Source organism: bacterium (genome assembly GCA_036382775.1).
Lineage (GTDB): Bacteria > Hydrothermota > Tepidihabitantia > SM23-42 > JAOAFX01 > DASVHD01.
The window spans coordinates 1-24,975 of the sequence record DASVHD010000021.1 but is presented as its reverse complement, the minus strand read 5'-3'; the positions used below and the strand labels follow the sequence as shown (position 1 = coordinate 24,975).

Genomic DNA, 24,975 nt, shown 5'->3' with positions numbered 1-24,975 from the left:
TTAATACATCTTGTTCTTATGGTTTCATATAGACTCATAATATTTGGCAAAATTCCCGGAAGACGAACGATACCGAGGCACTAAGTCGTCATCGTGTGATACAATCGACTGGCAAAAAGCGCTGCGTTCTTAGCGCCCGGCCGGCCGATACCAAAGGTCGCGACGGGCACGCCACCGGGCATCTGCACGATCGAGAGCAGTGAGTCCAGCCCGCCAAGCGTGGAGACCGGCAGGGGAACGGCCAGGACCGGGATATCGGTCACCGATGCTATGAACCCGGGCAGATGCGCGGCTAGACCAGCGCCGGCGATGATCGCCACGACCCCATCTTTTTTTGCCCGGGCGATCAGCTTCCGGATCTTGTCTTGCTCCCGGTGGGCGGAATGGATATAAGTTTCGAACGGCACCGACTCTTTTTTCAGGACATCCCCGGCGGCCGCCATATACTTTTCGTCGGATCTACTGCCCATGAATATCCAGATTTTCCTTTTGCCCATTTCCCGCGCCTCCTTCAGAGGGATGAAGATCAGAGGTTAAGAAGTTACGAAGCTATGATCTATAAAGGATTTTCATTTTTTCTGTGTCATAACTTCGCAGGTTCATATCCTCTCAACCTCATTATTTCTTCCTCTTCCTTTTCATCTTTTTCATGCCGGAACTGCCAATATCCTTTCGATAGTACATGCCGTTGAATTGGATCTTTTTGATCTCCTCGTACACTTTCTGCTTGGCGACTTTAAGGTTCTCGGACGCGGTCACGACATTAAGGACCCGTCCGCCGTTCGTTACGAGTGTCGTATCCTCGATCTTTGTGCCGGCATGAAAAACATGCGTATCCGAACTTATCCTTTCCTTGAACTTGATCTCCTCGCCTACCCGGTAATTGTTGGGATAACCGGCGGATGCCAGGACCACGCACACCGACCACAAGTTCTTGACCTTCACCTGCAGGTCCGTCATACTGTTGTCGACCACGGCCATCAGCAGGTCAACAAAATCATTGTCGATCAAAGGCAGTATCGCCTGGGTTTCCGGGTCGCCGAACCGGCAATTGAATTCAAGGACCTTGGGCCCGGACGAAGTGAGCATGAGCCCGGCGAACAGCACGCCTTTATATTGAACTCCCTCGTCGCGTAGTGCCAGGATCGTTGGCTGGATAATGACCTGTTCGATAATATTGGAAACCCGCCGGTTCGTCGGATACGGAGCATATGCCCCCATGCCGCCAGTATTGGGACCGCGGTTACGGTCATAGAGTTTTTTGTGGTCCTGGGCCGAAGGCAGATAAACGATCTTCAGTCCATCGGTCAGGACGAAGACCGAGGCTTCCTGCCCGTGGATGAACTCTTCGACCACGATCTTCTTGCCGGCTTCGCCGAATTTGTGCTGTACGAGGATCTCATCAACATATTTTTCGTACTCGTTCTTGTTGTTGGCGAGCAAGACGCCCTTGCCGCTGGCAAGTCCGATCGCCTTTATAACCACCGGATAGTCATTGGTGGTCTTTGTGTATTTCAATGCATGGACCGCGCTGTCATAGACCTGGAATTTCGGGGACGGGATCCCGTAGTGATGCATGAATTCGCGGGCAAAGGCTTTGTCAGCTTCGATCCGGCTGCCGTTACGCGTCGGCCCAAAGATCTTAAGACCGTTCTTGTTAAACTCATCAACGATACCGAGAGCGAGCGGCAGCTCGGGGCCAACGATGGTGAGGTCGATGGTCTTTTCGCGCGCGAACCTGACCAGACCGTTGATATCGGTCGAAAGGATATTTATACAGGTGGCAACCTGGGCGATCCCCGGGTTCCCGGGCGCGGCAAAGATCTTTTTGACTTTCTTAGACTTGCTCAACTTCCAGGCGATCGCGTGTTCACGACCGCCGTTGCCGACAACCAGTAAATTCATTGAACACTCCTCATGATCTCTCTGAACGTGGCTGGCGATCTTTCGATGACGCTGCCCAGGACGATGAAATCGGCTCCCGCGTCCAGTGCTTGGCGCGCATCCCGGGTTTTCCGTATGCCGCCGCCGACGATCAGTGGTATCGAGATCGATTTTTTGGTTTCCCGGATCATTTCGACCGGGACCGGCCGCAAAGCGCCGCTGCCCGCCTCGAGATAGATATATTTGCTTCCCAGGAACTCGCCGGCCAGGGCATGCGCAATGCAGATCTCCGGTTTATTCCGCGGGATCGGTTTGGTGTTGGATATGTATTCCACCGCCGTGCAGGCGCCCGATTCGATCAGGAGGTACCCGACGGGGATAACCTCAAGTTTGTGCGATCTTATCAGAAAAACCGCTTTGACCTGTTCACCGATCAGGAATTCGGGGTTCCGGCCGCTCAGCAATGAAAGAAAAAAGATCGCATCCGCATCTTTAGAGACCTGATGAGAACCACCGGGGAATAGTATGACTGGACAGGACGAGTTCTTTTTCACGCACCTGACGAATTCATCAAAATGGGGCGAGATCAAAAGCGACGAGCCGATCAGAATGGCCGAAACACCGCTGTCGCCGACGACTGTGGTCATTTTTTTTGCCTGCGCCAGCGACATCCGGTCCGGATCGAACAGTGCGATGATCCCCGGTTTTGATCGCAGCAGGATCTGGTTAACTGACGAACGCGTCATAGCTCCTTTCAAATTTGTCCATATTATACCCTATTTGCGGCAAAAATCAAGTTCATTCATCTTTTACGGACGCTTTTTTCAGCTGCCCACGCGGCTGCCCCCAGCACGCCGGCGTCATCGCCGAGCTTTGCCGGAATTATCTTAAGGTCTCGAAAAGTAGCCCCCAGGATCAGTTGATCCACGGTCCTTCTCACCGGATCGAACAAGATCGCGCCCGCCCGAGCGATCCCGCCGGAAACGATCACGATCTCGGGGTCCAGCAGGTTGACAATGGAACTGACGCCGATGCCGATGTAGGTACCGATCCTATCGAACACGGCCCGCGCTACCCGGTCACCCCGACGCGCTTCTCGGGCGATTATCCTGGGACTAAGCGCGCCGTAGGCGCGCAGCGCGCTGCGTTCATTCCGGATCAGGCGCCGCGCCAGATCGACAATATGCCGCGAACCAACGTAGCGCTCCAAGCACCCGCGGTTCCCGCATGCGCACCGCGGTCCCTTAAAATCGATGGTTGTGTGCCCGAATTCACCGGCAAAACCGCAGGCGCCAAAGAGTAATTTCCCCTCGACCACGGCCGCACCGCCAACGCCGGTGCCCAGCGTGAATAAAAAAGCATTGTCATACCCGCGGGCCGCGCCGTATTTCCATTCGCCAAGCATGATCGCGTTGACATCATTGATGACCCGCACGGGCTTATTGAAATCACGCGCCAGTATCGGGCCCAGCTCAACATTTTCCCAGCCGGCGAAATTTGGCGAATAACGGACGATGCCTTTTTCAGAATCAATGATCCCGGCGCATCCGATCCCGACCGCGGATATCCGGCCGGCGAAGCGATCCACGACACGTTTTATCTGTTCGACTGCTGCTTGGCGCTGGTGCGCCCGGGTTGGGAACCGGTATCGCCGGACGATCTTTCCGGCATTCACCACCCCGGCTTTTATATTTGTTCCGCCGATATCAAGACCGAGGATCATTACCAGATTGAAGTTAAGAGGTTATGAGGATATGAAGTTATGATCATCCTTCAAGATTTCTGTTTTGTTATTTCTTATCATAACTTCCTATCTTCCTAACTTCAATGATTTCAGTGCTTATAGTTCGCCCTGATGAGGTTCTCGTATTCCCTGGTCAGTTTCACGCCCCGGCGGTTCATGACCATCCGCGCTGTTTCCACCGCTTTGTCAAGCGCATATTTTTCTTCAACCCCGGGGCCGAGCCATTTGAACGACGGCAAATAACGCGGCATCATTCCGCCGCCAAAGAAATTAACAAAACTCCCGATCACTGCGCCGGTAGGAATAAGCGTCCCGATACCGAGCTTGCTGTGATCACCGATGAAACACCCGAGCTTGATCATGCCGGAATCAATGACCTTTTCTCCGGTCTTGACCCGGATGCTGCTGTAGTTGTTCTTCAGATCGGAATTGGTCGTCAACGCACCGAGGTTAACCCATTCACCGACGAACGAATGTCCGAGAAATCCTTCATGGCACTTGTTAGAGTACCCCTGGAAAATGCAAGCCTCCACTTCGCCGCCGATGCGGCAGTATGGACCAATGACCGAGGCGGTGACCTTTGCCCGGTCGACCACCGATCCTTCGCCAATGTAGGCCGGTCCGTTGATCATGCTGAATGGACGGATAATGGCTCCGCGGTCGATAAAAACCGGACCGCCGCTGACATCGACGGCCACCAGGTCGTGAACAACCGCGTCCTTGTGCACATAGAAGTCCTGTTTCCGGCCGATCACCTCAATACGCTTCACCACCCGGTTCCTTGCCGGGCCAGTACCGACATGGTTCAAACGCGCGTGATGGACCTTGAAATCATCGGTTAGTTTTGCCGCAGAATGCTTTACCAGGTCGCACAAGTTGTCGAGGACCAGACCGTTGATCTCCTTGCTTTTTCTGATGTTCTTGATCGCGTGCGCGATCTCGCTAATATCGTGGGGGTACGGGTTGGATACTTTTAAAAATCCCACCACCTCGGAATTCACCGTGAATTTCACTTCTTCCTTGGGCAGCGGCAGCTTCTCTTTTAATAGACACCGGCTTGACAGATACATGACCGGTCCATGATCGGCCGTGATCTTGAATTTGAAAAGATCGCGGGCGATGAAATCGAATCGGAATTTAGGGAAACAGTGCTGGAAATCATCGATTATCGTTCCCAGTCCAAAACGCAGGTAACACTGGGGGAAAAAATTAGTGAGCGGATAAAAAACATCGGCATTATCTTCGTAGATCGCTACTTTCATTTCATGCCATGCTTTCTTTATATGGCCTGCCGCCTTCTATAATGACAGCAAGATGCTGGCGGCGATCGCCAGACCAATGCCCAAAACGCGGGTGAGGGTGATCGGTTCCTTCAAGTAAACAAACCCAAAAACGACCGGGAAAAGAAGGTACAGGTTGGTAAGACAGACCACGACCGATGTGGGTCCGATCTGCAGAGCCTTGTAGAATGCCAGGATCGCGACCAATGAAAAAAGCCCGACCGGCAATGCCAATAGAGAGTAATGGCTGACAATCAGCGATTTTTTAAAGAAAATAAAGATGGCCAGCGCGAAAAAAGACCAAACCGATATCCAAAATGACAGGCTTTCGGCGTTTAGGTGTTTGCTTAGTAATTTACTGCCAATCGCCCAGAATCCCCAACCGATCATGGCAATATACGAGTATTTCAGCGCTGACATGAGGTTATTATAATAACAATGGATGGAAAGTCAATAAGCCTTGAATCGGCAATACCAATTATATATTGACAACATCAAAAAATCCTTTATAATTACCGAATGGTTAAAGTTAAACTTGATGGCAAGTCCATTGAAGTGGAAAAAGGCACCAGGGCCGCGGATATCATCCGTGACAAAAAAACCCTTGCCGTGTTCATTAATGAACAAGCTAAGGACCTGTCCTCGCCGATTACCGAGAATAGCGAGATAAAAGTCGTTGATTTTTCAAGTGAAAAGGGGAAGAAGATATACTGGCATTCAACCTCGCATATCATGGCTATGGCTGTAAAGATGCTATTCCCTGAAGCAAAACTTGGGATCGGACCGGCGATCGATGAGGGTTTTTACTACGATTTTGATACCAAGAAACCGTTCACGACCGATGATCTCGCAAAGATCGAGGAAAAAATGAGGCAGATCATAGAAAAGAAGGTACCTTTTGAGAGAACGGTCATGAAAAAGGAAGCGGTCGGCGAATTCTTTAGCCGACGCAATGAATCGTACAAAGTGGAGCTCGTAAAGGACCTGCCGGACAATGAGGTTAGCCTGTATCGGAACGACGATTTCGTCGACCTTTGCCTGGGACCGCATATACCTCATACCGGGATGATCGGCGCTTTTAAGCTCCTCAGCGTAGCCGGCGCTTACTGGCACGGAGATTCGCGATTGCCCATGCTGTCGAGGATCTACGGGATATCCTTCCCTTCGGAAAGCGAACTCAAGGAATATTTGAAAAAGCTTGAGGAAGCAGCCCGCCGTGACCATCGGCGACTGGGTGCTGAGCTGGAGCTTTACTCCATCTTCCAGGAATCGGGGGCGGGCTTGGTACTGTGGCACCCCAAAGGTACGATTATCAAAAGGATCATCGAAGAATACTGGATCAAGGAGCATATCGCCGCAGGTTACGAGATCGTTTCCACACCGCACATCGCCCGGAACCAGCTCTGGCACCAGTCTGGTCACTGTGATTTTTACAGCGATAAGATGTACACGCTGGCGGTCGATAATGAAGAGTATGTTCTGAAACCCATGAACTGCCCGGGTCATATCTTGATCTACAAATCCAGGGTGCGCAGTTACCGGGAACTGCCGATCAAATATGCTGAACTGGGCACCGTATACCGCAATGAACTGTCGGGAACGCTCCATGGACTCCTGCGTGTACGCGGCTTTACTCAGGATGACGCCCATGTTTTCTGCACACCGGATCAGATCGGGGATGAGATCGTGAAGATCCTGCAACTGACCATAATGATCTTCAAAAAATTCGGTTTCAATGATTACAAGGTATATCTGTCGGTCCGCGATCCGAAACAAAAAGCGAAGTATCTGGGCACGGATGCCGAATGGGAACGGGCTGAATCCGGACTGATCTCCGCCCTGAAAAAAGTCGAGCTTCCTTACCAGACGCAAGAGGGTGAAGCGGTTTTCTACGGTCCCAAGATCGACATCAATATCACAGACGCGATCGGTCGCCCCTGGCAGGCAACGACTGTCCAGTTCGATTTCAACCTCCCCAGGCGCTTCGATATCACCTACATGGACCGTGACGGCGTTCATAAAGAGGTGGTCGTCATCCATCGCGCCATTTACGGATCGATCGAGCGTTTCATCGGCACCCTGATCGAACACTATGGCGGCGCTTTCCCCTCATGGCTGGCGCCAGTCCAGACGGTGGTCATACCCATCACGGACCGGGAAGCAAAATATGCTAAAGAGGTCTTCAATAAATGCAAGAAACATGGGTTGCGCGTCGAACTCAGCGACAGGTCCGAAAAGATCAACCACCGGATCCGCGAAGCCGAGATCGCCAAGATACCGTATGTCCTGGTGGTCGGCGCGCGCGAAACACAGTCCAAGACCGTCTCGGTAAGGAAACGCGGCCGGGGGAATATGGGAGAAATGAAACTGAAGGATTTCTTAAATCTACTAGACCTTGAACAAGGAGGTGAAAATTAAGAACTTACCATTTGTGAATTTTAAGATAAGGGCTCCACGCGTAAAACTGATCGATGAAAACCGCCAGGTCCTGGGTGAATTTGATACCCACACCGCGCTCCGGATCGCCCGCGAGCGGGGGTTTGACCTGGTGGAAGTCGGACCGGATTCAACCCCGCCCATCTGCCGCTTAATGAATTTTGGCCGTTACGTGTATGAAAAGAAACGGCAGGAGCGGGAATCGCGCAAGCACCAGCATCAGGCAAAGATCAGGGAGATCCATCTTTCGCTTAAGATCAGTGAACACGACTTCCAGGTGAAACAAACTAAGGTCAAGGAATTCCTGACCGATGGCGACCGGGTAAAAATAAAACTGCGCCTTCGGGGCCGTGAGCTGCTGCATGCCGATCTGGGTATGAAAGTCGTCGAAAAGGTGATCACGAACCTCGCCGAGATCGGGAAACCGGAAAGCCCTGCGAAACAGGAAGAACAAACGATCTACGTTACGCTCATACCGCAGAAAAGGAGTAAATAAATGGCAAAGCTCAAATCGAAAAAAGGCTGGTGCAAGCGGATGAAGATCAGAAAAAGCGGCACCCCGACGAGGCGTAAAACCGGCATGAGGCACCATCTGGTATCCAAATCAAAGCGAAGAAAACGGCGTCTGACAAAGCCAGCGCCTATCAGCGCGTCTGACCTGCGCCGGATCAAAGGTTTTTAGGTAAACCAAGGAGACAAATCCATGCCCAGAACTAAAAGTGTTCCCTACACGAAGAAACGAAGGAAGAAATGGCTTAAGGCAGCCCGGGGTTATTGGGGCGGTAAGCATAAGCTCTATAGAAGCGCCCGGGTCGCCGTCATGAAAGCCTGGATCTCGGCGTACCGCGAGCGTAAACGGAAAAAGAGAGTGTTCCGTGCGTTGTGGATAACGCGGATCAACGCCGCGCTGCGTAAAGAAGGAATGAAGTATTCTCAGTTCATCCACCGTTTAAAACAGAACAATATCACGCTGGACCGCAAGACACTGGCGGCGCTGGCTTATGAATATCCCGAGCAGTTCAGTACGCTCATGAAATTGTGCAAAGAGGCAAGTTAGCCCGATCATGACAGAACAGCTGGAAAAGCTCAAGCAGGAGATCACCGACGCCCTGGCGCAGGCCCGTGGCAAGGACGCCCTGGAAGCGCTCCGGGTCAAGTATCTTGGACGCAAAGGCGCGCTCAACGAGCTGTTCAAGGACCTGGCGCAAATGGCGGTCGAGGAGAAGAAGGAATTCGGCAATCAGATAAACAGTATCAAGAATTTCCTGACCAACGAGCTTCAAACGCGTCTGGCTGCCATGGCTGCTGATGACCAGATGAAGATCGAGACCCTTTTGCCCGGGAAGATCGGTTACATCGGCCACTATCACCTGCTGTCAAAAGTATTCACGGAAATCATTGAGTTCTTCCAGTATTACGGATTCTCTGTCGCCACCGGACCGGAGATCGAATACGACTGGTACAATTTTGAAGCCCTCAACATGCCCAAGAACCACCCGGCGCGGGACATGCAGTCGTGCCTGTATACCGCGATCAAGGACGACCTGATCCTGCGCAGCCACACCTCGCCGATCCAGATCCGAGTCATGGAGAAGAAACAGCCGCCGGTCAAGATCATCTGCCCGGGGCGCTGTTATCGATATGATCCTTTCGACGCCAGCCATTCCCCGGTTTTCCACCAGATCGAAGCCTTTTACGTCGACGAAAACGTCTCTTTTGGCGAACTCAAATGGCTGCTCGGAGAATTCGTGCGTCATATCTACGGACCAAAAACGCGCTATGAACTGCGGCCGTCTTATTTTCCATTCACCGAGCCGTCCGGCGAACTGGCGATCAGCTGCACGGTGTGCGGCGGCGAGGGCTGCGCCGTGTGCGGAAACAGCGGCTGGGTGGAGGTCCTGGGCTGCGGCATGGTCCATCCGCAGGTGCTGAAGAACGTTAATATCTCACCCCGTAAATATTCCGGCTATGCCCTGGGTATGGGCGTGGAACGGGTGGCGATCATCAAATATGCCATCGATGACATCAGGGTTTTTTTCAACAATGACATTAGGTTTCTGGAGCAATTTTAATGATCAATCTTATGAAAGCCGAGGAACATTAACATGCTATTTTCTGTCAAATGGCTCGAGGACTTGCTGGGTGCCAAGATCAATGTCGAGCAATTGACCCGGTCGCTCCTTGACCTCGGGATCGAAACCGAAGGCCAGTCAAGCCTTGCCCCGCCCGGCATCGTTACCGGGCTAATTAAAGGCATCGATCCCCATCCGAAGCTGCATAACCTGTCAATACTCGATATCAAGACTACCAAGAAGGTTCAGATCGTGACCGCAGCCAAAAATATCAAACCCCAGGACATCGTGCTGGTCGGTCCGGTCGGCGTAACTTTCCAAAATGAGACCATCGTACCCAAGGATTTTGACGGTGTCAGGTCCGACGGGACGCTGGTCAGTGAAGAGGAACTGGGGCTGGCGGAAAAGTCGACCGGTGTCATTGTTCTCGACCAGATCGAACCGGGCCGGGAATTCAAGGACTGTCTGGACGATGTCGTGATCGAGATCAAAACATTCCCCAACCGCTTCGACTGGCTGTCCATGATCGGTCTTGCCCGCGAAGTCGCCATCGCGCTCGGCATTTCTTACAGCCCGGAAGAAAATCTTGCTCCCCAGGCCAACCACGAGGGCGCTTTCAAGATCCTGATCAAGGACCTGTCCGGGTGCCCGCGGTACACCGCGAGGATCTTTGAGGATATCGCGGTCCAGGAATCCCCCTTCTGGATGAAGTGGCGTCTGCACTGCATGGGCATGAAGGGTATCAGCAATGTCGTTGACATCACCAACATCATGATGCTCATGTACGGACAGCCCCTGCATCCGTTCGATCTTGACCTCTTGAAAGGAAGCATCATCATCAGGCGGGCAAGGGCCGGCGAAGAATTCATCACGCTCGAAGGAACGGTATTCAAGCTGACCCGTGAGGACCTGGTCATCGCCGACAAGAACGGTCCGATCGCCCTGGCCGGTGTCATCGGTTCGAAACGGGCAGAGATCTCCGCATCCACCAACCGGGTACTGCTGGAAAGCGCGTATTTTGACCCTGCGCGCATTGCCGCGACCGCGCGCCGTCTGGGTATTCAGACCGAAGCGTCAATGCGGTTCGAACGCGGTGCCGACTATGCGATGGTTGACGAAACATCCCTGCAGACGGCCGCGCTGTTCAAAAAATACGCTGCTGCCCGGGAAACAGAATTTACGGGCTGCGGCAAGAAAATGCGCACCCGGAAAGTGCGTTTTTCGGCCGCGCGATTGAACAAGATCCTGTCTTTAGACCTCCCGAACGAAACGGTCAAGAAGATGCTGGCCCGGGCGCATATCCATACCACGGGCAGCACGACCCTGGCCGCGAGCATCCCCCACTACCGGGGCGATCTGCGTATCGAAGAAGACATCTTCGAAGAAGTCGCCCGGCTCTATGGCTACATGAAGATCCCCGAGGTGCCGTCCTTGAAATGGGTGCCGCTCGCGGTCAAACCGAAAAGTCGCGAGTATGAGGAGACGGTCAAGGATTTCATGGTGGGCCGGGGGTTCAACGAAACCTACAATCTCTCCCTGGCCGCGAGCAAGCGTTTAACCGAACTTGGATATACGCGGTATGTATCGATCAAAAATCCGCTTAACGAAAGGTTCGACAGCCTGAGGCCGTCGCTGTTCTCAGGCATGATCGATTGCGTATTGCATAACCGGTCGAAAGGCAATTATAACCTGCAGCTGTTCGAGATCGGTAATATTCTCATCCCGGAGGAACCATTCCAGGAAAAACATCTGGGCGTCGCCATGGGCGGTGAAGCTCGGCCTGGGTTCTGGCATGAACCGGACCGCGCCATCGATTATTTTGACGCCAAAGGCACGACTGAGGCGCTCTTCGCGGCACTGCATATCCAGAACATCCAGTTCAGCCATGTGCAAAGGACGGGTTTCAGCCAAGCTACGCTCTTGTCCCACGCCAACATGGAGATCGGGTACCTGGGCGTGATCGATCGTGATCTCTGCGAGGGCGATTACATGTACTTTGAACTGAACCTGGATAAATTATGGCCCCTGGTCAGCGAATCGTTCTACCAGCCACCGGCAAAGTTCCCGGCGAACATCCGCGATCTTTCATTCCTGGTCGACAACGCCACCGAAGCGTCCGATATGATGGCGCTGATGCGCCGGGTCGGCGGACCGGTTCTGGAAAAAACGATTCTCTTCGATTATTACAAAGGGAAAAACTTGGCGGAGGGTAAAAAAAGCTTTGGATTCCGCCTGTATTTCAGGGCACCGGACCGCACACTCACCGATGCGGAAGTTGAAAAATTCATCTCCAAGATCGTCCTTGAAATAACCGGGCAGTTCCAGGCTAGTTTAAGAACAAAGGAGACACATTGGAGGAACTAATAAAACTGGAAGAGAGAATCACCAAAATGATTGGCACGATCAGTGCGCTTAAACAAAGAGTTCAAGAGCTTGAGCAGGACTCTGAACGTTCGAAGATCCGCGAAGCAGAAGCTAAAAAACGGGTCGATGGTCTCATTGAGAAGGTCGATAATCTGCTCATATAGGAAGTTCATGGTGATACGATGAAAAAAAATGAAGTTGTCGTGAACATCTTTGGCAATGAATATCGGGTGATCGCCGAAGATGTGGACGCAGAACGGATCAAGAAAATCGCTGAGATCGTAGATAAGAAAATGCGCGAGATCCATCGCGAATTTCCACTCCCGTCAACCACCAAAATCGCCGTACTGGCATGTCTTAATTTGGTTGACGAGTACCTGCAAAGCGATACTCAGCTTAATAAGAAGATCGGCGATATCGAACAAAGGATCAGCAACCTAATCCTTAAGATAGATGAAGCGATTTCTTAATTCGTTCCCTGCAGTGTCCGTGATGGGCATTAAGTCTTGAGCCAACACCCATCGTTTGGGAGCCACGTTTGACTGTTGGAATTGTCTGACAGCCGACAGGCGCCCACCTTAAACCTGGGTTCAAAGACTTTTTCCCACACGGCACATGCGGGGAACTTTAAAAAATTGTCCCCATTTCGCGGGGCGAGGAGTTGTCATGACATTCCAGATACTGTTAAGCATTGCGGCGATAGTGATCGCCGCGAGTTTTGCGATATTTATCTACTCTAAATTCGGTCGGACCAAAATCATCAACGCCTCAAAGGAAGCCGAGAAGATCATCGATGAGGCGAAAAAAGAAGCAGAGAACTACCGCAAATCGGCGGTCATCGCCGCCAAAGAAGAATGGTACCAGGAAAAACTCAATTTCGAACGGGAAACCCAGAATAAAAGAAAAGAAACGGAAAAAGCGGAAAAACGTCTGCTGGAAAAAGAGCTGGCACTGGACCGCCGCGAACAGATCATCATTGAAAAAGAAAAAGAAGTACTGACGAAGGAACACAATATCCAAAACCGGGAACGGATCATCCAGGCCAAATCAGAACGCTTAGACCAGCTTATCAAACAGGAAACAGACGCTCTTCAGCAGATCGCCAATCTCTCCAAGGATGAAGCCAAGAACGCGCTCATGAAAAACCTTGAAGCCGAAGCGCGCCACGAGGCGTCCGGGCTGCTCAGCAAGATAAAAGAAGAAGCCAGGGCGCAGGCCGAAGAGACGGCCCGGGAGATCGTCCTGCAGTCGATCCAGCGCTGCGCTACCGCCCATACCGCGGAGACCACGATCTCCGTCGTCGTAATCCCGTCCGAAGACATGAAGGGAAGGATCATCGGCCGTGAAGGACGAAATATCCGGGCGTTCGAGAACCTGACCGGCGTTGAGGTCATCATTGACGACACTCCCGAGACCATCTCGCTGTCGTGCTTTGACCCCCTCCGCCGCGAGATCGCGCGCATGGCCATGTCGAAGCTGGTATCTGACGGCCGGATCCATCCAGCGCGCATCGAAGAGGTCGTGAAGAACGCCCAGAAAGAACTTGACCTGGCGATCAAGAACGCCGGCGAGGAGATCACGCTGGAATTGGGTATCATCGGCCTGTCGCCGGAGATCATCAAGTACCTGGGGAAGATGAGGTTCCGGACCAGCTACGGCCAGAACCTGCTGCAACATTCCAAGGAAGTCTCGTACCTTTCGGCACTGCTTGCCCAGGAATTGGGGTTGGATTCGGTAACGGCGCGGCGGGCCGGCTTGTTGCACGACCTGGGAAAGGTCGCTGACCTTAATATCGAAGGTCCCCACGCGCAGATCGGCGCCGAACTGGCCATGAAATTCGGCGAGAACGAGACGATCGTGAACACCATCGGGGCGCACCACGAAGAGATCAAACCGACGACGCCGTATGCGTTTGTCGTGGAGATCGCTGACTCGATCTCGGGTTCGCGTCCAGGGGCGCGCCGGGAAACGATCGAAGCTTATATCAAGCGTCTCAAGACCCTGGAAGAGATCGCCGCATCTTTCAATGGCGTGGAGCGGGTATTTGCGATCCAGGCGGGCCGCGAGATCAGGGTAATGGTCCAGCCCGAAAAGATCTCGGATTACGAGGCCGAAGACCTGGCGCGCAATATCGCCCGCCGCATCGAGAAGGAAACGCAGTACCCGGGGCAGATAAAGATAACCGTCATCCGGGAAAAACGGGCGATCGAGCTGGCGAAGTAACTCGTTGTACGGATTTTAGCAAAAAGAAAAGGGGCACGCAAAGCGTGCCCCTTTTATCAACATCAACGCAGCTATAAGTCGATATTTTTCCGGCTATGCTCCCAACTTTGCACGATGCGACTGGCAGCAAATGCCATAATCAATACTTAGTGAATAATTCTTCTATCAAAATCTGTTTATCTTTTTTCAAATATTGTGCAATATCATTCAGAATATTATTCAGCGTTCCGACTTTCAGAGTTTTATGTTATGGAATAGTCATATGGTGTTGCCCTTTGAATACTGTCGTCAGCCTGATATGACTGCCTGTCTGACGGGTGATTTGATATCCATATTTACCCAGGATCTTAGCAAGTTCTTCGCCGCCCAGGTCCCGGGGCAGTTTCATACGGGGATCAACTCATCTCTCACGATATGCATCCGAATAATAGCCGGTGCTTCGCCGTCCGCAAAATGATACGTCACGGCATCTTTTATCGATATACGCAGTTCATCTAAGGTTTCGGCTTCCGTAAAAATAGAATAACCCGGTGCGTGCGCCTCGTATCCGCCGTCAAGCGATTCTTCAACCATGAAAATTATTTCCTTGTCAATTTTCCTCTTCTTCATGCGTGTATTATATGCAGCTTCATCTGTAAATCAAGATGCAAGGAATACCGATCGAGCAGATCCCTGCACATTCAATCAGCGACTGCCGGAATATTTGCTTTAAATTGATTAACCACAGACGCTAATACACGATCATTGGATGTATAGACCGCAGGCCGGGTATCCTTTCGAAAACCTCCGATATTTCATTGAGTTTGAGGCACAAAATGCAACGAAAAATTCCGATAAAATACTCTCAGAATATTTGTATGTAAAAAGTGCACGAAATTACGGGAGATAATGGCGCGAAATGCAACACAACCAACCTGTCCGGCATTTGTGCCTTGATGATAGGTTTTACAGTTATTCCAAGATTCCAAAAAAAAAGAGGAACTAACCAGTATGCTGGAAAACATCCAAGCAAATGATGACATTACTGACTGTCAGATGAAACAGACGGTGATCGGCATAATGCGAAAACTTGAGGACCTTAACAAAGTTGAAAATACGATTGTGGAATAATATTGACTAACGAGATGTTAACCGTATAATATAAAAAGGTATGGGGGAACAATAGTCCACTTGATGAACTTACAACATATAAACATATTGCCTTGGTTAAAAATCAAGAAAGAATTATCGATAAATGGAGTTATATTTATACCGGAAACGCTTGATTTAATCAGTGTGGAAGAAAGGGAAACTCAACAACGAATAAGAAATATATTAGCGTCTTACCGAGATGATAATTGTAAATTACTCAATAACTTTGTTTTATGTAAAATGAATAATTCATGTATCATTGATGAATCCAATGGTGATACTGTTGTTTCTGCCATAACCATGTTGGCATGGTTACAAGTTATTGATGCTTTTGCCACACGAATTGCACATGATAACAGTAACCATGGAATGATTTGCTCAAATCCTTTCATACTACATCGTTATCCATTAGATCCGAAAAGAATTGTTACAAGAGTTGAGGGTACAAACCGATTTTGGGGTGACAATATGTTTCACCAACCACTTGATACTTATATTCAAGAACCATTGAATATTGACATTGATTTTATTCAAGAATTTTCCGCAGAATTGTTTTCAGCTTCTTTTAATAATGAATTAAGAAATCGCATATTAAGAGTTGTTGACTTTTGCTATTATGCCAACATGGTGCTTACAAATATAGCTTCTTTATCATCTATATTATTATTAACCATATGCATAGAAGTGCTCTTAAATATCTCGAGCAAAAGTCATATCAAGATTGAGGTTTTATCTAAATTAGAACATATAGTAGATCGGTTTTTTGTAAAAGAAGAAAGACCTATAACACCACCTGAAAAAAAGGCTTTAGAAAAAAATAAATTCGGAACCGCTAATTTAACTGCCAATATTTCAAAATTTGCATGGTGGGGCTATGATTTCTATAGTTTAAGAAATGATATGATACATGGCGATGACATTGAACCCAGACGATTTTCTTATAATGGGAAAAATCAATTATGGATTGCTAATCTAGTCCTGATAAAGTACATATTATCTTTTATGCCGTCCTTAGAACATAAGAATACAGGTGTGTCAGGAACAAAATTATTTCATACAACGATTTCCATGCTTGAATCAGCATTTAAAGTATTGGGATGGATAGATTATAAAACGCCATAATTCTGTGTTATACAAAATCCGCTCTTTTGTATTATATTCGGCTTGGTTTTAACTAAAAGCAGTGGCAGTTTGTTAAAATAAAATGGTTAAAATTATACAATATTACGAGATGTATAAAAATCAAAGACTTTGAAAAACTTTGTATTCATTCAGCGACTGCCGGAATATTTCTATTTAATTGATTGATGACAGACAAGTTACACGGCCGCCGGGGGTGTAGTCCGCAGGCCGGGTACTGTCAATGGTCAAAATTTAACGCTATTTCGTAAAATATCACAAGGTCAGAATATCTGCTGAGATTATGGTGGTTTTAAGGGGTGTAATTCAACTTTTTATGGTTTTCGTTTAATCCCGCATGACGCATAGCGGGGCAGGGCGGAATTTGTTCCCAGTCGAAGATAAAATCGGGAGTTTGTTTATACAACCACCTCAAGTACCGAGGTGAATCGCTCTTTATATTTGAACTCCGCCTCAAGCTCGTTCATCATCCCCAATGCCTTGGCGTTCTCCAGATATAGTTCTACTGCTTCGCGCAGATTCTTAAGCGCCTCGTCGACGCTTGAACCGCAACTCGCTACGCCCAATTCCGGGCATTTGGAAACATAACCTTCTTTTTCTTTCCAAATAACGCTGGTAAACTTATATGTTTTCATGATCTATCTCTAAATGCATTATATGGATATCAGGTGTTATGTCAAGATGTAAATATGCATTTCATCACCTTATAAAAAACAAAATAAAAACAACTTCTGAGCAATATAAACCTTGATTATGACAAAATATTGACCATTATTTTATTGAATGACTGAGGTGCGATCATGCTGCACTGCTTTTGCGCCTTTCTGACCGTTTCGGCCTGTTTCGGTCAAAAAGTGTGACAAATCCGTGACATGAAAAAACAAGGGGAGTGACCAAAAATCACTTCCCTTATTTTTTAATTAAATTTGATTTTACCTAACTTTAACCACCTTTTGTGTTATTACCCCATCAATTTCAATGAAATAAATCCCTAGTTTTATGTTTTCCGGTATGACAATTCGGCCCGTGATGTCATAAACCTTGCACTTTTTATCCTTTGGTAACTGCAGAGATCCACTCAGGATCGTGGCACCGATTTTATTGCTGACTATAGCAGTAGAATTATTTTCTTTTATTCCTACAACATCTTTAATTACTGAAATATTCGAACTCATGGTGTTCGCCGTATAGATTCGATTCTGAAGCGAATTCCATACTAAACCCCAGGGCCATTGTCCAACCACAATAGTCGTTACCACAGCATCTGTTGTACCGTCAATGACCAGAACAACACAACTGTCGCCGTTGCCGCAATAGATTTTGTTATTTATCGAATCCCAGACAATAGGTATAACCATATTATTATTACCTAATATAATAGTCGCAATTACAGAATCCCGTAAACCGTCGATCACGGATACCCTGCCATTTCCTTCATTGCCGCAATAGACTTTATTATTAATGGAATTCCAAATAAGGAGATTAGGTTGATAGCCGACTGCGATGTTTGTTATCACCGTATCCGCTGAACCATCGATCACGGTCAAGCTATTCATGCTATAACTATTACAATAGACTTTGTTGTTAGAGGAGTTCCAACCCAGAGAAATAGGCTCAGGTCGAACGCTTATGGTTGTGATTACGCTATCTCCTATCGCATCAATCACTGTTATGGTGCTACTTCCCGTATTAGCACAATAGATTTTATCGTTAGTTGAGGTCCACAACAAAGCAGTAGGGTAATTTCCCACATCAATAGTTGTAATCACCGTATCCGCAGAACCATCAATCACAGTCACAGTGTTGCCGTCAGAATTAGCACAGAAAATTTTATCATTAATAGAATCCCAAGCCAACGCCAGGGGATGGCTACCCACAGCAACATTGGTTATTATTGAGTCCACTGCGCCGTCAATCACAGTCACTGCATTACTATTGTAATCGACAAAATAAACTTTGTTATCACTAGAATTCCAGATCAGAGCAAAGGGTATCCAGGATACAAAGACCCCGCCTTCCGCTTTAATGTTTGTGATCACCGTATTTGTTAGGCCGTCAATCACTGTTAATATTTTACTATAGCAGTTTGCACAATAGATTTTGTTATTGGTTGAATTCCAAACAAAAGCAAAGGGTTCACTTCCCACAATGATATTCGTGATTATTGAATTGCTAACTCCATCGATCACGGACACATCGTTGCTATCATAGCTGTCCACTGCAACATCATGTACGCCATTTGCGCAATAAACTTTATTATCATTCGGATTAAATACTAATGCCAGCGGTCCATTTCCCACCGTAATCGTTGTAATGATTGAATTAGATTGGCCATCAATTATCGTAACATTGTCACTATTCTCATTAGCGCAATAGATTTTGTTACGGATTGAATTCCATACCAAAGCACCAGGATTGGATCCAACCGGGATGGTCGTGATCACGGAATTTGTTGCACCGTCGATCACGGTCACAGTACGATTATTTCTATTGGCGCAATAGATTTTATTGCCGGCTGAGTTCCAAACCAGGGCATCGGGGTTAGTACCCACCGCAACTGTCGTTATCACCGAGTCAGTCATGCCATTAATTACGGTTACGGTATTACTATTTCTGTTACTACAATAGATCTTATTGTTTATTGAATTCCATGCTATCGCGGTCGGCCAATTTCCAACCGGAATAGTTGTTATAAGGGTATTTGTTGCACCGTCGATTACGCTCACGCTACCACTATAAAAATTTGTGCAATAGACTTTATTGTTAGTAGCATTCCAGACCAGCCGATGGGGACCGTTTCCTGTCGAGATACTTGTTATTATCGAATCACCAGCACCATCAATTATAGTCACGGTGCCACCCTGACCATTTGCGCAATATATCTTGTTATTGATTAAATTGTAAACCAAAGCCCATGGATAAATGCCCACCGTGATCGTTGTTATTACAACATTAGTTGCGCCGTCAATCACGGTCACGGTATTATTAGCAGCATTAGCGCAATAGATCTTATTGTTTGTTGAATTCCAGCAAAGTGCATGAATAATCGGGCCAACAGGAATTCGGGCAATTTTAGTATCTGTTACACCATCAACAACAATTACAGATTTACCAAGCCATCCACCAACATAAATTTTATCGTTAGTTTCGTTATATGTAAAAGCTTGTGGCATAATAACACCACTAAGCGAATCAGGAACATAGATAGTCGTCTCAAGCCATTGGGCATTGATTGCGCCGATAAATAGAAACAGTATACTTGCATAAAATTTTGTTCTATTAATAAATCCGCCAATAAATAATACACTAAATAAATTTATTGTCAACAGATTGTTGTGGTTTTTGCCCTGAAAGTGTGATAAATTCGAGATCTGCAACATTGAATTCATTCAGCGACTGCCGGAATATTTCTATTTAATTGATTGATGACAGACAAATTACACGGCCGCCGGGTGTATAGACCGCAGGCCGGGTACTGTCAATGGTCAAAATTTAACGCTATTTCGTAAAATATCACAATGTCAGAATATCTGTTGAGATTATGGTGGTTTTAAGGGCTATAATTCAACTTTTTATGGTTTTCGTTTAATCCCGCATGATGCATAGCGGGGCAAGGCGGAATTCGTGCCGAGATTTTATTGGGTCGGGATGTCTAAAAAAATATCGGTTTGACAATCCGCTATGTCCTTAACAGATTAACCTAACCAATTAACTGGCCAAGTTATAAAATCATAACAAATTTCAAAGAATTTCTCTTATCTGTTACCAGTCTTGAAATATCGAAAGTTACAATGAATAAAGCATAAGGGGCACGCTTGACGTGCCCCTTATGCTTAATGTCGCAACGTCCTATTTCAGCTGGTCCGGCGTGATGTAGTCGCCGTATTTTTTCTGATATTCCACCAGTCTCTTTTGCTGTTCTTCCAGGACGTCGAACAGAACCTTGGGCGGATTCAATACTCTCGTGTTATAGATGGTCTTGACCCGCTCGATCTTCGCCAGGTGTTCGGGGATGCGGGTGGTGAATTGTGCGGTGTAAGCTTCTTTGGTGTATTCTTTCTTTAACACTTCCTTGAAAAGCCTTTGGAGGTCCTCGTAAATGGGGATCATGCCGGACGGGGTTTTGATCGCTTTCGCTTCGCCGTGCACGCGCAGTTCCATCCATTTGTACCACACGCGCTTATCCGTCTTTTCATTGAGGAATTGTCCCTGCTTGTCCTTCAGGAAGTAGTTCACGCCGAAGATCTTGGGTGGTTTTTTCAGGTCCTTCGCAAAATCGACGTTGATCTGAATGTACTTGGCGATCGGGATCGAAAGAAAATCAAGATTTGACATGGGGTTGAACTCGCGCACGCCTTCCTTGCCCAGCGTCGCCGCGGTGGTCTCAGATTCCAGGGAAGCGCCTTTGGTGATGATGCCGTGCACATAATCAAAGGATTCTTCCACCGGCACGCAGGTATCCGAGTCTCTGCCACCATAGACAAACCCGCCGACCACCACGCCCTCGGGTTTGTGCAGCGTCGGATCCAGGTTATCGAACTCAGCCAGTTCGACCGTGAAACGGGCGTTGGGATGGCTGCATTGTATTTCCTTGCCGTTGGCGTCCTTCTTGCCCTTGGTCCATTCGCCCGAATGGTTCATGCCTTTTTCCGGCACGCTGCCGTCCTTGCCGATCCAGTGCACGCCGCCGCCGGGGGTCATCAGGACGTTCGAAAATATTTTCTCGCCCTTGCTGTGAATGGCTTTCCACTGGTACACATCGTCCTTGGAATTGACGCCCATGATGATACCGAACATCCCTTTTTCGACGTTAACGGTCCTGACCTCGCCGCCTTTCTTCCTCAGGTAGGCGATGTCATCGCCCACGATCGTTTCGCCTTCGAGCATGGCGGTCGAAGTTTTTCCGCAGAGCGACGGGAATGCCCCGGTGAAATAGGTCACCCTGCCCTTGGGTCCGTGCACGCCCATGACCAGCATATGTTCGGTCAGCCAGCCTTCTTTGGAGCCGCGGTCGATCGCCAAGCGCATGGCCAATTTTTTTAATCCGATGGTGTTGCCGCCGTACTGGGTATTGGCACTGAAAACGATGCCGTCCGCCAGGTCGATGAAGATCCGCCGCTGGCTTAAGTTCTTGCATGTTTTGCGCTCATCGAGTTCGCCCTGGGAATGAACGAATTTGAAAAATCTAGCTTTTGGTCCCTGCTTCACGAATTCTTCATACCCGGCCCGGTACAGTATCGTCTCGCTGTGCGCTACGTAGCTGGAGTCGGTGATCTGGACCGCCGGGATCGAGAATTCCGAATTTTTCGGTCCCAGGCAGAAGAAACAAACGAACATTTCCTTGCCCTTCATGATATCCTTAAGGATGAGCCTGATGTCTTTAAGCGCTGGTTCCCGGTCCTTGGTCTCGATGGCATCGTCGAATTTGACGCCAGCTGGCAGCAGGATCCCAGTGTTCTTTTTGTCCCGGCCCTGGTCGCCGTAATTGTCATAGTGGATCGTATGACCTTCCATTGCCAGTTTTTGTTCTTCGCCGTTTTTGACCGCGGTATCCCGCAGGTACTGGATATCCTTTTGTTCATCGGTGCACACAAAAACGCGGGCCGGATTGCAGTGCTCAATGTATTCAGCAACGAACTTATAGAGCGCATCATTGTTTATTTTCATCAGCTTGTTAAAGCCTTCGTCTCCGATCTTAGTCTTTAAGATCTGTTTTGTGTCTAGCGCCATTTTTTTGCCTCCTTTGATCGCCTGATATTACCAAAAAACCCGACTATTAATTCAACTGGGTTTATGAAGCGATTATTCTGTATAAAAATTAAAGAATTTCCGCTTTCAATGTATAAGTATATTCAATTCCGCCAAAAATGCAAGTGGTGAATAATTTATAGAAAATTTTTAACAAAACTTAAACTTCACGGACCGAATTCCGCCCTGCCATAAAATCTTGACGGCGCGGATTGACATTAAAATCCGTTAGATATAATATGGGTTAGTCACGAATTGTATTGATAGTGAGATTCGCATAAAAAAATGCCAAATCCGACTATGGTTTGACAGACCGCACGTTAGGACTATCTTACCTTGATAACCTTTTGCACGATCTTATTATCGATCTGAATGAAATAGACGCCTGGCTTAAGTTGGCCGGGCATTACTATTCGTCCAGTGATGTCGAAGACCTTGCATTTTTTACCTTTTGGCAATCGCAGGGGGCCAAAAAAGATTGAAGAACATAAATGGGAATTCAGATCAATGATCTTTTGGTCTTCGATAGTATTATTAGGTTCAGATGGTAGGCTTATCACAATAATGTCACCCTGCGCGCTGGAATTTGCACTAAATCCCGCAACATATACATTGCTATCTGCTCCATAAACAATACTATTTGCGCCATCATCGAACGGAGCACAATACAGGTATGTCCAATTGGTGTCGCCAGAAGACGTCAAGCTGATTGCGGCTATATCAGGACCGGTACTACCGATATCCGCAAATCCTGCCGCATAAATATTACCATCAATACCATATGCTATTGAAGTTGCATAGTCATTGTAGCCGGGATTATTATAATAATATGTCCAATTTGTGTAGCCTCCGATCCCGAAACTTTTTATTGTAAAATTCAGGTTATAACGTCCCGCAGCATATATATTACCGTCCGTTCCATAAACAATCCCATTGGCGCAACCATTATTGCCTGCATATGCCCAGCTAGAATCACCGAAAGCGTTTAAGCTTATTACAATAAAACCCATATCCGATCCTTCCGCTCCGGCGACGTATATATTACTGTCAGCACCAAAGACAATGGAATTAGCCGTATAATCAAATAATTGATTTGGATGATGATTATATATCCAGTTTGTGTTACCGGCAGCCGAGAGACTGATCACGGTAAGAGCATTATTTGTAGTACTATCTTTGCTGTATCCTGCTGCATAGATATTGCCGTCCAGTCCATAAACCAGGGAATTGGCGGCATCCGAACCATTTCCAGGTCCATTATACCGGTAAACCCAGTTTGTATCCCCCATATTTGCAAGGCTGATCACGATAAAATCATATCCTGTTATGCTATCCTCGCTGTATCCCGCCGCATAGATATTGCCATCCGCACCATAGACTATGGAATTGGCGACATCCGAACCATACCTTTGCCAGCTGTACCTATATATCCAATTAACGCTTCCGGTATCTGCAAGACTGATCACGGTGAAATCATAACCTGTAATACTATCTTCGCTATATCCTGCCGCATAGATATTGCCATCCGCGCCATAGACTATGGAATTGGCGGCATCCGAACCGTGTCCCTGGTAATTATAGCGATATGCCCAGTTAGCATAACCAGTGTCTGCAATACTAATAATGGTAAAATCATTATATGTGTTCCCATCATAACTGTATCCGGCGATATAGATATTGCTGTCCAGTCCATAAATTAAAGAATTGGCGGCATCCGAACCATTCCCAGGTCCATTATATCGGTATATCCAATTCTCGCCATAAGCAAGAAGAATGACGGGAATGAGTTTAAATATAACGACTTTCAGAATAATGTACTTTCTCATAGCTACTCCTCAAATTATTATATTTCATTTAAGAAAAAAATCAAGTGAACATATTTTCCCGCTTTTTCTAAAATACTGATATTTATTGGGGGCGCTATCTTGAAATATAGTCGCCCCCAACATTGTTAGTTTAGTTACTAGCAGGGATTTGCAGGAGGCGTGGAATAGACTCTGACAGTTACATCTGTCTGACCACTGCCAACCACGCATCCGTTCCAACCCCAAAATTTGCTTTTATCGGGAGCATAAGCAAATACGAAGTAGGTACCTGAAGTGAGCCCAGTAAACGTAACTTCCCCTTGCTCATCTGCCCAGTCCCAATCGATTATTTCACAGTCGTCATTGCGAAGTTGCACAAACGCATTAGCAACACGCTGTTCTCCGTCACCGTAATAAATTGTGGCGTGTATAGATCCGGCAAAAACCATGGTAACAAAACAACTCGCAATAATGCTTGCTAGAAGCATTTTCTTCATTTTTTATCACCTCCTTTCTAATTGCATGTGAATTTTATCGTACGCTGTAGATTTTATTGACAAAATCATACTTCACAATAGTTAGTTTTTCTTATTTCTAACATAAAATTGAAATTTACGTTAGATATATGCGGACAGGTCATTTTTGGATATATGCGGATATATGCGGACAGGTCATTTTTTGAAACTTTCGACTCATTATCTCATGCAATTACATCATTTTAGTAATTAATTATATTATAATTGCTGAAATTCGCGAAACTTTTGCGTCTCAAACATAATGAAAAATCATGATATAAATCATTGACATTACCGTATTTTTCACTATAATAACTTAACAAATTATGACCTGGAAACCACGTCTTTGCGGTAACGATTTGTACCATCATATTTATGCCTGGGGCAATGATCGCCATCCAGTCTTCAAAGAAGATTATCATTACCGGAAATATCTCGAGTTACTGAAAAAATCCTCTCGTCAATTCCCGGTTGATATTCTGGCCTATGCCTTGATGGAATGGCACGTGCATCTTTTCCTGTATGACCAGAAAAATACCCTGTCAGTCTTCATGCAGAACCTGCATGGTGACTACGCGCAGTATTTCAACCGCGAAACGCATCGGGTCGGCCACGTTTTCGGCGAACGGTTCA

23 protein-coding genes, 1 other RNA gene and 1 pseudogene are annotated in these 24,975 nt (G+C 47.5%); 12 read left to right on the top strand and 13 right to left on the bottom strand.

The genetic code is table 11. The features are described 5' to 3' along the window. Positions 1–80: 80 nt before the first annotated feature. The 6 genes from VF399_03475 to VF399_03450 form a co-directional block, all read right to left on the bottom strand. Positions 81–497 carry an AIR carboxylase family protein gene (locus VF399_03475; GenBank protein HEX7319402.1) on the bottom strand — a complete coding sequence of 139 codons (417 nt, stop codon included), beginning with the start codon at positions 495–497 and terminating at the stop codon, positions 81–83. Between the two features lie 121 nt (positions 498–618). Continuing rightward, positions 619–1,905 carry a phosphoribosylamine--glycine ligase gene (gene purD / locus VF399_03470; protein ID HEX7319401.1) on the bottom strand — a complete coding sequence of 429 codons (1,287 nt, stop codon included), beginning with the start codon at positions 1,903–1,905 and terminating at the stop codon, positions 619–621. Then, positions 1,902–2,630, bottom strand: coding sequence for a geranylgeranylglyceryl/heptaprenylglyceryl phosphate synthase (locus VF399_03465; protein HEX7319400.1), 729 nt, complete (start codon positions 2,628–2,630; stop codon positions 1,902–1,904). The genes purD and VF399_03465 overlap by 4 nt, the downstream gene beginning before the upstream one ends. Before the next feature lie 56 nt (positions 2,631–2,686). Then, a complete protein-coding gene (locus VF399_03460; protein HEX7319399.1) occupies positions 2,687–3,607 on the bottom strand; it encodes an ROK family protein in 921 nt (306 codons plus the stop codon). 110 nt (positions 3,608–3,717) lie between these two features. After that, a complete protein-coding gene (locus VF399_03455; GenBank protein ID HEX7319398.1) occupies positions 3,718–4,890 on the bottom strand; it encodes a hypothetical protein in 1,173 nt (390 codons plus the stop codon). 36 nt (positions 4,891–4,926) lie between these two features. Continuing rightward, positions 4,927–5,328, bottom strand: a complete 402-nt coding sequence (locus VF399_03450; protein ID HEX7319397.1) for an EamA family transporter — start codon at positions 5,326–5,328, stop codon at positions 4,927–4,929. A 99-nt stretch (positions 5,329–5,427) separates the two neighbouring features. Here VF399_03450 and thrS point away from each other — a divergent pair, with 99 nt between their 5' ends. The 10 genes from thrS to rny all read left to right on the top strand — a co-directional run bounded on the left by thrS (position 5,428) and on the right by rny (position 14,003). Beyond that, a complete protein-coding gene (thrS, locus tag VF399_03445) occupies positions 5,428–7,326 on the top strand; it encodes a threonine--tRNA ligase (protein HEX7319396.1) in 1,899 nt (632 codons plus the stop codon). A gap of 13 nt (positions 7,327–7,339) precedes the next feature. Further along, positions 7,340–7,840: a translation initiation factor IF-3 gene (gene infC, locus VF399_03440; protein ID HEX7319395.1), complete on the top strand. Its 501-nt coding sequence runs from the start codon at positions 7,340–7,342 to the stop codon at positions 7,838–7,840. After that, positions 7,841–8,026: a bL35 family ribosomal protein gene (locus tag VF399_03435; GenBank protein ID HEX7319394.1), complete on the top strand. Its 186-nt coding sequence runs from the start codon at positions 7,841–7,843 to the stop codon at positions 8,024–8,026. It begins immediately after the preceding gene. Positions 8,027–8,047: 21 nt separating this feature from the next. Continuing rightward, positions 8,048–8,401 carry a 50S ribosomal protein L20 gene (rplT, locus tag VF399_03430; protein HEX7319393.1) on the top strand — a complete coding sequence of 118 codons (354 nt, stop codon included), beginning with the start codon at positions 8,048–8,050 and terminating at the stop codon, positions 8,399–8,401. Between the two features lie 7 nt (positions 8,402–8,408). Further along, entirely contained in the window at positions 8,409–9,416 is a 1,008-nt protein-coding gene (gene pheS / locus VF399_03425; protein ID HEX7319392.1) for a phenylalanine--tRNA ligase subunit alpha, read from the top strand. A 33-nt stretch (positions 9,417–9,449) separates the two neighbouring features. Continuing rightward, entirely contained in the window at positions 9,450–11,780 is a 2,331-nt protein-coding gene (gene pheT / locus VF399_03420; protein HEX7319391.1) for a phenylalanine--tRNA ligase subunit beta, read from the top strand. After that, positions 11,768–11,944 (top strand): hypothetical protein, encoded by a 177-nt coding sequence (locus tag VF399_03415; GenBank protein HEX7319390.1) that lies wholly within the window; start codon positions 11,768–11,770, stop codon positions 11,942–11,944. The genes pheT and VF399_03415 overlap by 13 nt, the downstream gene beginning before the upstream one ends. 18 nt (positions 11,945–11,962) lie before the next feature. Further along, positions 11,963–12,250, top strand: a complete 288-nt coding sequence (locus tag VF399_03410) for a cell division protein ZapA (GenBank protein HEX7319389.1) — start codon at positions 11,963–11,965, stop codon at positions 12,248–12,250. A gap of 2 nt (positions 12,251–12,252) precedes the next feature. Further along, positions 12,253–12,408: non-coding RNA, 6S RNA (gene ssrS, locus VF399_03405), on the top strand. A 38-nt stretch (positions 12,409–12,446) separates the two neighbouring features. After that, positions 12,447–14,003 carry a ribonuclease Y gene (rny, locus tag VF399_03400; protein HEX7319388.1) on the top strand — a complete coding sequence of 519 codons (1,557 nt, stop codon included), beginning with the start codon at positions 12,447–12,449 and terminating at the stop codon, positions 14,001–14,003. Positions 14,004–14,253: 250 nt separating this feature from the next. Here the strand turns inward: rny and VF399_03395 are convergent. Both VF399_03395 and VF399_03390 read right to left on the bottom strand, forming a co-directional pair. Continuing rightward, positions 14,254–14,391 (bottom strand): annotated as a pseudogene (locus VF399_03395) (type II toxin-antitoxin system HicA family toxin). Further along, on the bottom strand, positions 14,388–14,612 hold the full coding sequence (locus tag VF399_03390; protein ID HEX7319387.1) for a 2-oxoisovalerate dehydrogenase: 225 nt from the start codon (positions 14,610–14,612) through the stop codon (positions 14,388–14,390). The pseudogene VF399_03395 and the gene VF399_03390 overlap by 4 nt, the downstream one beginning before the upstream one ends. Before the next feature lie 564 nt (positions 14,613–15,176). Here VF399_03390 and VF399_03385 point away from each other — a divergent pair. Then, on the top strand, positions 15,177–16,256 hold the full coding sequence (locus VF399_03385) for a hypothetical protein (GenBank protein ID HEX7319386.1): 1,080 nt from the start codon (positions 15,177–15,179) through the stop codon (positions 16,254–16,256). Between the two features lie 416 nt (positions 16,257–16,672). Here VF399_03385 and VF399_03380 read toward each other — a convergent pair whose 3' ends face one another. The 5 genes from VF399_03380 to VF399_03360 all read right to left on the bottom strand — a co-directional run bounded on the left by VF399_03380 (position 16,673) and on the right by VF399_03360 (position 24,324). Beyond that, on the bottom strand, positions 16,673–16,909 hold the full coding sequence (locus VF399_03380; protein HEX7319385.1) for a type II toxin-antitoxin system HicB family antitoxin: 237 nt from the start codon (positions 16,907–16,909) through the stop codon (positions 16,673–16,675). A gap of 297 nt (positions 16,910–17,206) precedes the next feature. Continuing rightward, positions 17,207–19,663 (bottom strand): beta-propeller fold lactonase family protein, encoded by a 2,457-nt coding sequence (locus VF399_03375; GenBank protein HEX7319384.1) that lies wholly within the window; start codon positions 19,661–19,663, stop codon positions 17,207–17,209. A 460-nt stretch (positions 19,664–20,123) separates the two neighbouring features. Further along, positions 20,124–22,004: a phosphoenolpyruvate carboxykinase (GTP) gene (locus tag VF399_03370; protein ID HEX7319383.1), complete on the bottom strand. Its 1,881-nt coding sequence runs from the start codon at positions 22,002–22,004 to the stop codon at positions 20,124–20,126. A 344-nt stretch (positions 22,005–22,348) separates the two neighbouring features. Beyond that, positions 22,349–23,848, bottom strand: a complete 1,500-nt coding sequence (locus VF399_03365) for a hypothetical protein (protein HEX7319382.1) — start codon at positions 23,846–23,848, stop codon at positions 22,349–22,351. A gap of 137 nt (positions 23,849–23,985) precedes the next feature. Next, positions 23,986–24,324, bottom strand: coding sequence for a hypothetical protein (locus VF399_03360; GenBank protein ID HEX7319381.1), 339 nt, complete (start codon positions 24,322–24,324; stop codon positions 23,986–23,988). 344 nt (positions 24,325–24,668) lie between these two features. Between VF399_03360 and VF399_03355 the strand changes: the two genes are divergently transcribed. Beyond that, positions 24,669–24,975: transposase (locus VF399_03355; GenBank protein HEX7319380.1), on the top strand; the 307-nt coding region annotated here is incomplete at its 3' end.

Excerpts from the sequence above, each read along its gene's own strand:
- VF399_03475 (HEX7319402.1), bottom strand. The coding sequence starts at position 497 with ATGGGCAAAAGGAAAATCTGGATATTCATGGGCAGTAGATCCGACGAA.
- purD (HEX7319401.1), bottom strand. The coding sequence starts at position 1,905 with ATGAATTTACTGGTTGTCGGCAACGGCGGTCGTGAACACGCGATCGCC.
- VF399_03465 (HEX7319400.1), bottom strand. The coding sequence starts at position 2,630 with ATGACGCGTTCGTCAGTTAACCAGATCCTGCTGCGATCAAAACCGGGG.
- VF399_03460 (HEX7319399.1), bottom strand. The coding sequence starts at position 3,607 with ATGATCCTCGGTCTTGATATCGGCGGAACAAATATAAAAGCCGGGGTG.
- VF399_03455 (HEX7319398.1), bottom strand. The coding sequence starts at position 4,890 with ATGAAAGTAGCGATCTACGAAGATAATGCCGATGTTTTTTATCCGCTC.
- VF399_03450 (HEX7319397.1), bottom strand. The coding sequence starts at position 5,328 with ATGTCAGCGCTGAAATACTCGTATATTGCCATGATCGGTTGGGGATTC.
- thrS (HEX7319396.1), top strand. The coding sequence starts at position 5,428 with ATGGTTAAAGTTAAACTTGATGGCAAGTCCATTGAAGTGGAAAAAGGC.
- VF399_03435 (HEX7319394.1), top strand. The coding sequence starts at position 7,841 with ATGGCAAAGCTCAAATCGAAAAAAGGCTGGTGCAAGCGGATGAAGATC.
- rplT (HEX7319393.1), top strand. The coding sequence starts at position 8,048 with ATGCCCAGAACTAAAAGTGTTCCCTACACGAAGAAACGAAGGAAGAAA.
- pheS (HEX7319392.1), top strand. The coding sequence starts at position 8,409 with ATGACAGAACAGCTGGAAAAGCTCAAGCAGGAGATCACCGACGCCCTG.
- pheT (HEX7319391.1), top strand. The coding sequence starts at position 9,450 with ATGCTATTTTCTGTCAAATGGCTCGAGGACTTGCTGGGTGCCAAGATC.
- VF399_03410 (HEX7319389.1), top strand. The coding sequence starts at position 11,963 with ATGAAAAAAAATGAAGTTGTCGTGAACATCTTTGGCAATGAATATCGG.
- rny (HEX7319388.1), top strand. The coding sequence starts at position 12,447 with ATGACATTCCAGATACTGTTAAGCATTGCGGCGATAGTGATCGCCGCG.
- VF399_03390 (HEX7319387.1), bottom strand. The coding sequence starts at position 14,612 with ATGAAGAAGAGGAAAATTGACAAGGAAATAATTTTCATGGTTGAAGAA.
- VF399_03385 (HEX7319386.1), top strand. The coding sequence starts at position 15,177 with ATGAACTTACAACATATAAACATATTGCCTTGGTTAAAAATCAAGAAA.
- VF399_03380 (HEX7319385.1), bottom strand. The coding sequence starts at position 16,909 with ATGAAAACATATAAGTTTACCAGCGTTATTTGGAAAGAAAAAGAAGGT.
- VF399_03375 (HEX7319384.1), bottom strand. The coding sequence starts at position 19,663 with ATGAATTCAATGTTGCAGATCTCGAATTTATCACACTTTCAGGGCAAA.
- VF399_03370 (HEX7319383.1), bottom strand. The coding sequence starts at position 22,004 with ATGGCGCTAGACACAAAACAGATCTTAAAGACTAAGATCGGAGACGAA.
- VF399_03365 (HEX7319382.1), bottom strand. The coding sequence starts at position 23,848 with ATGAGAAAGTACATTATTCTGAAAGTCGTTATATTTAAACTCATTCCC.
- VF399_03360 (HEX7319381.1), bottom strand. The coding sequence starts at position 24,324 with ATGAAGAAAATGCTTCTAGCAAGCATTATTGCGAGTTGTTTTGTTACC.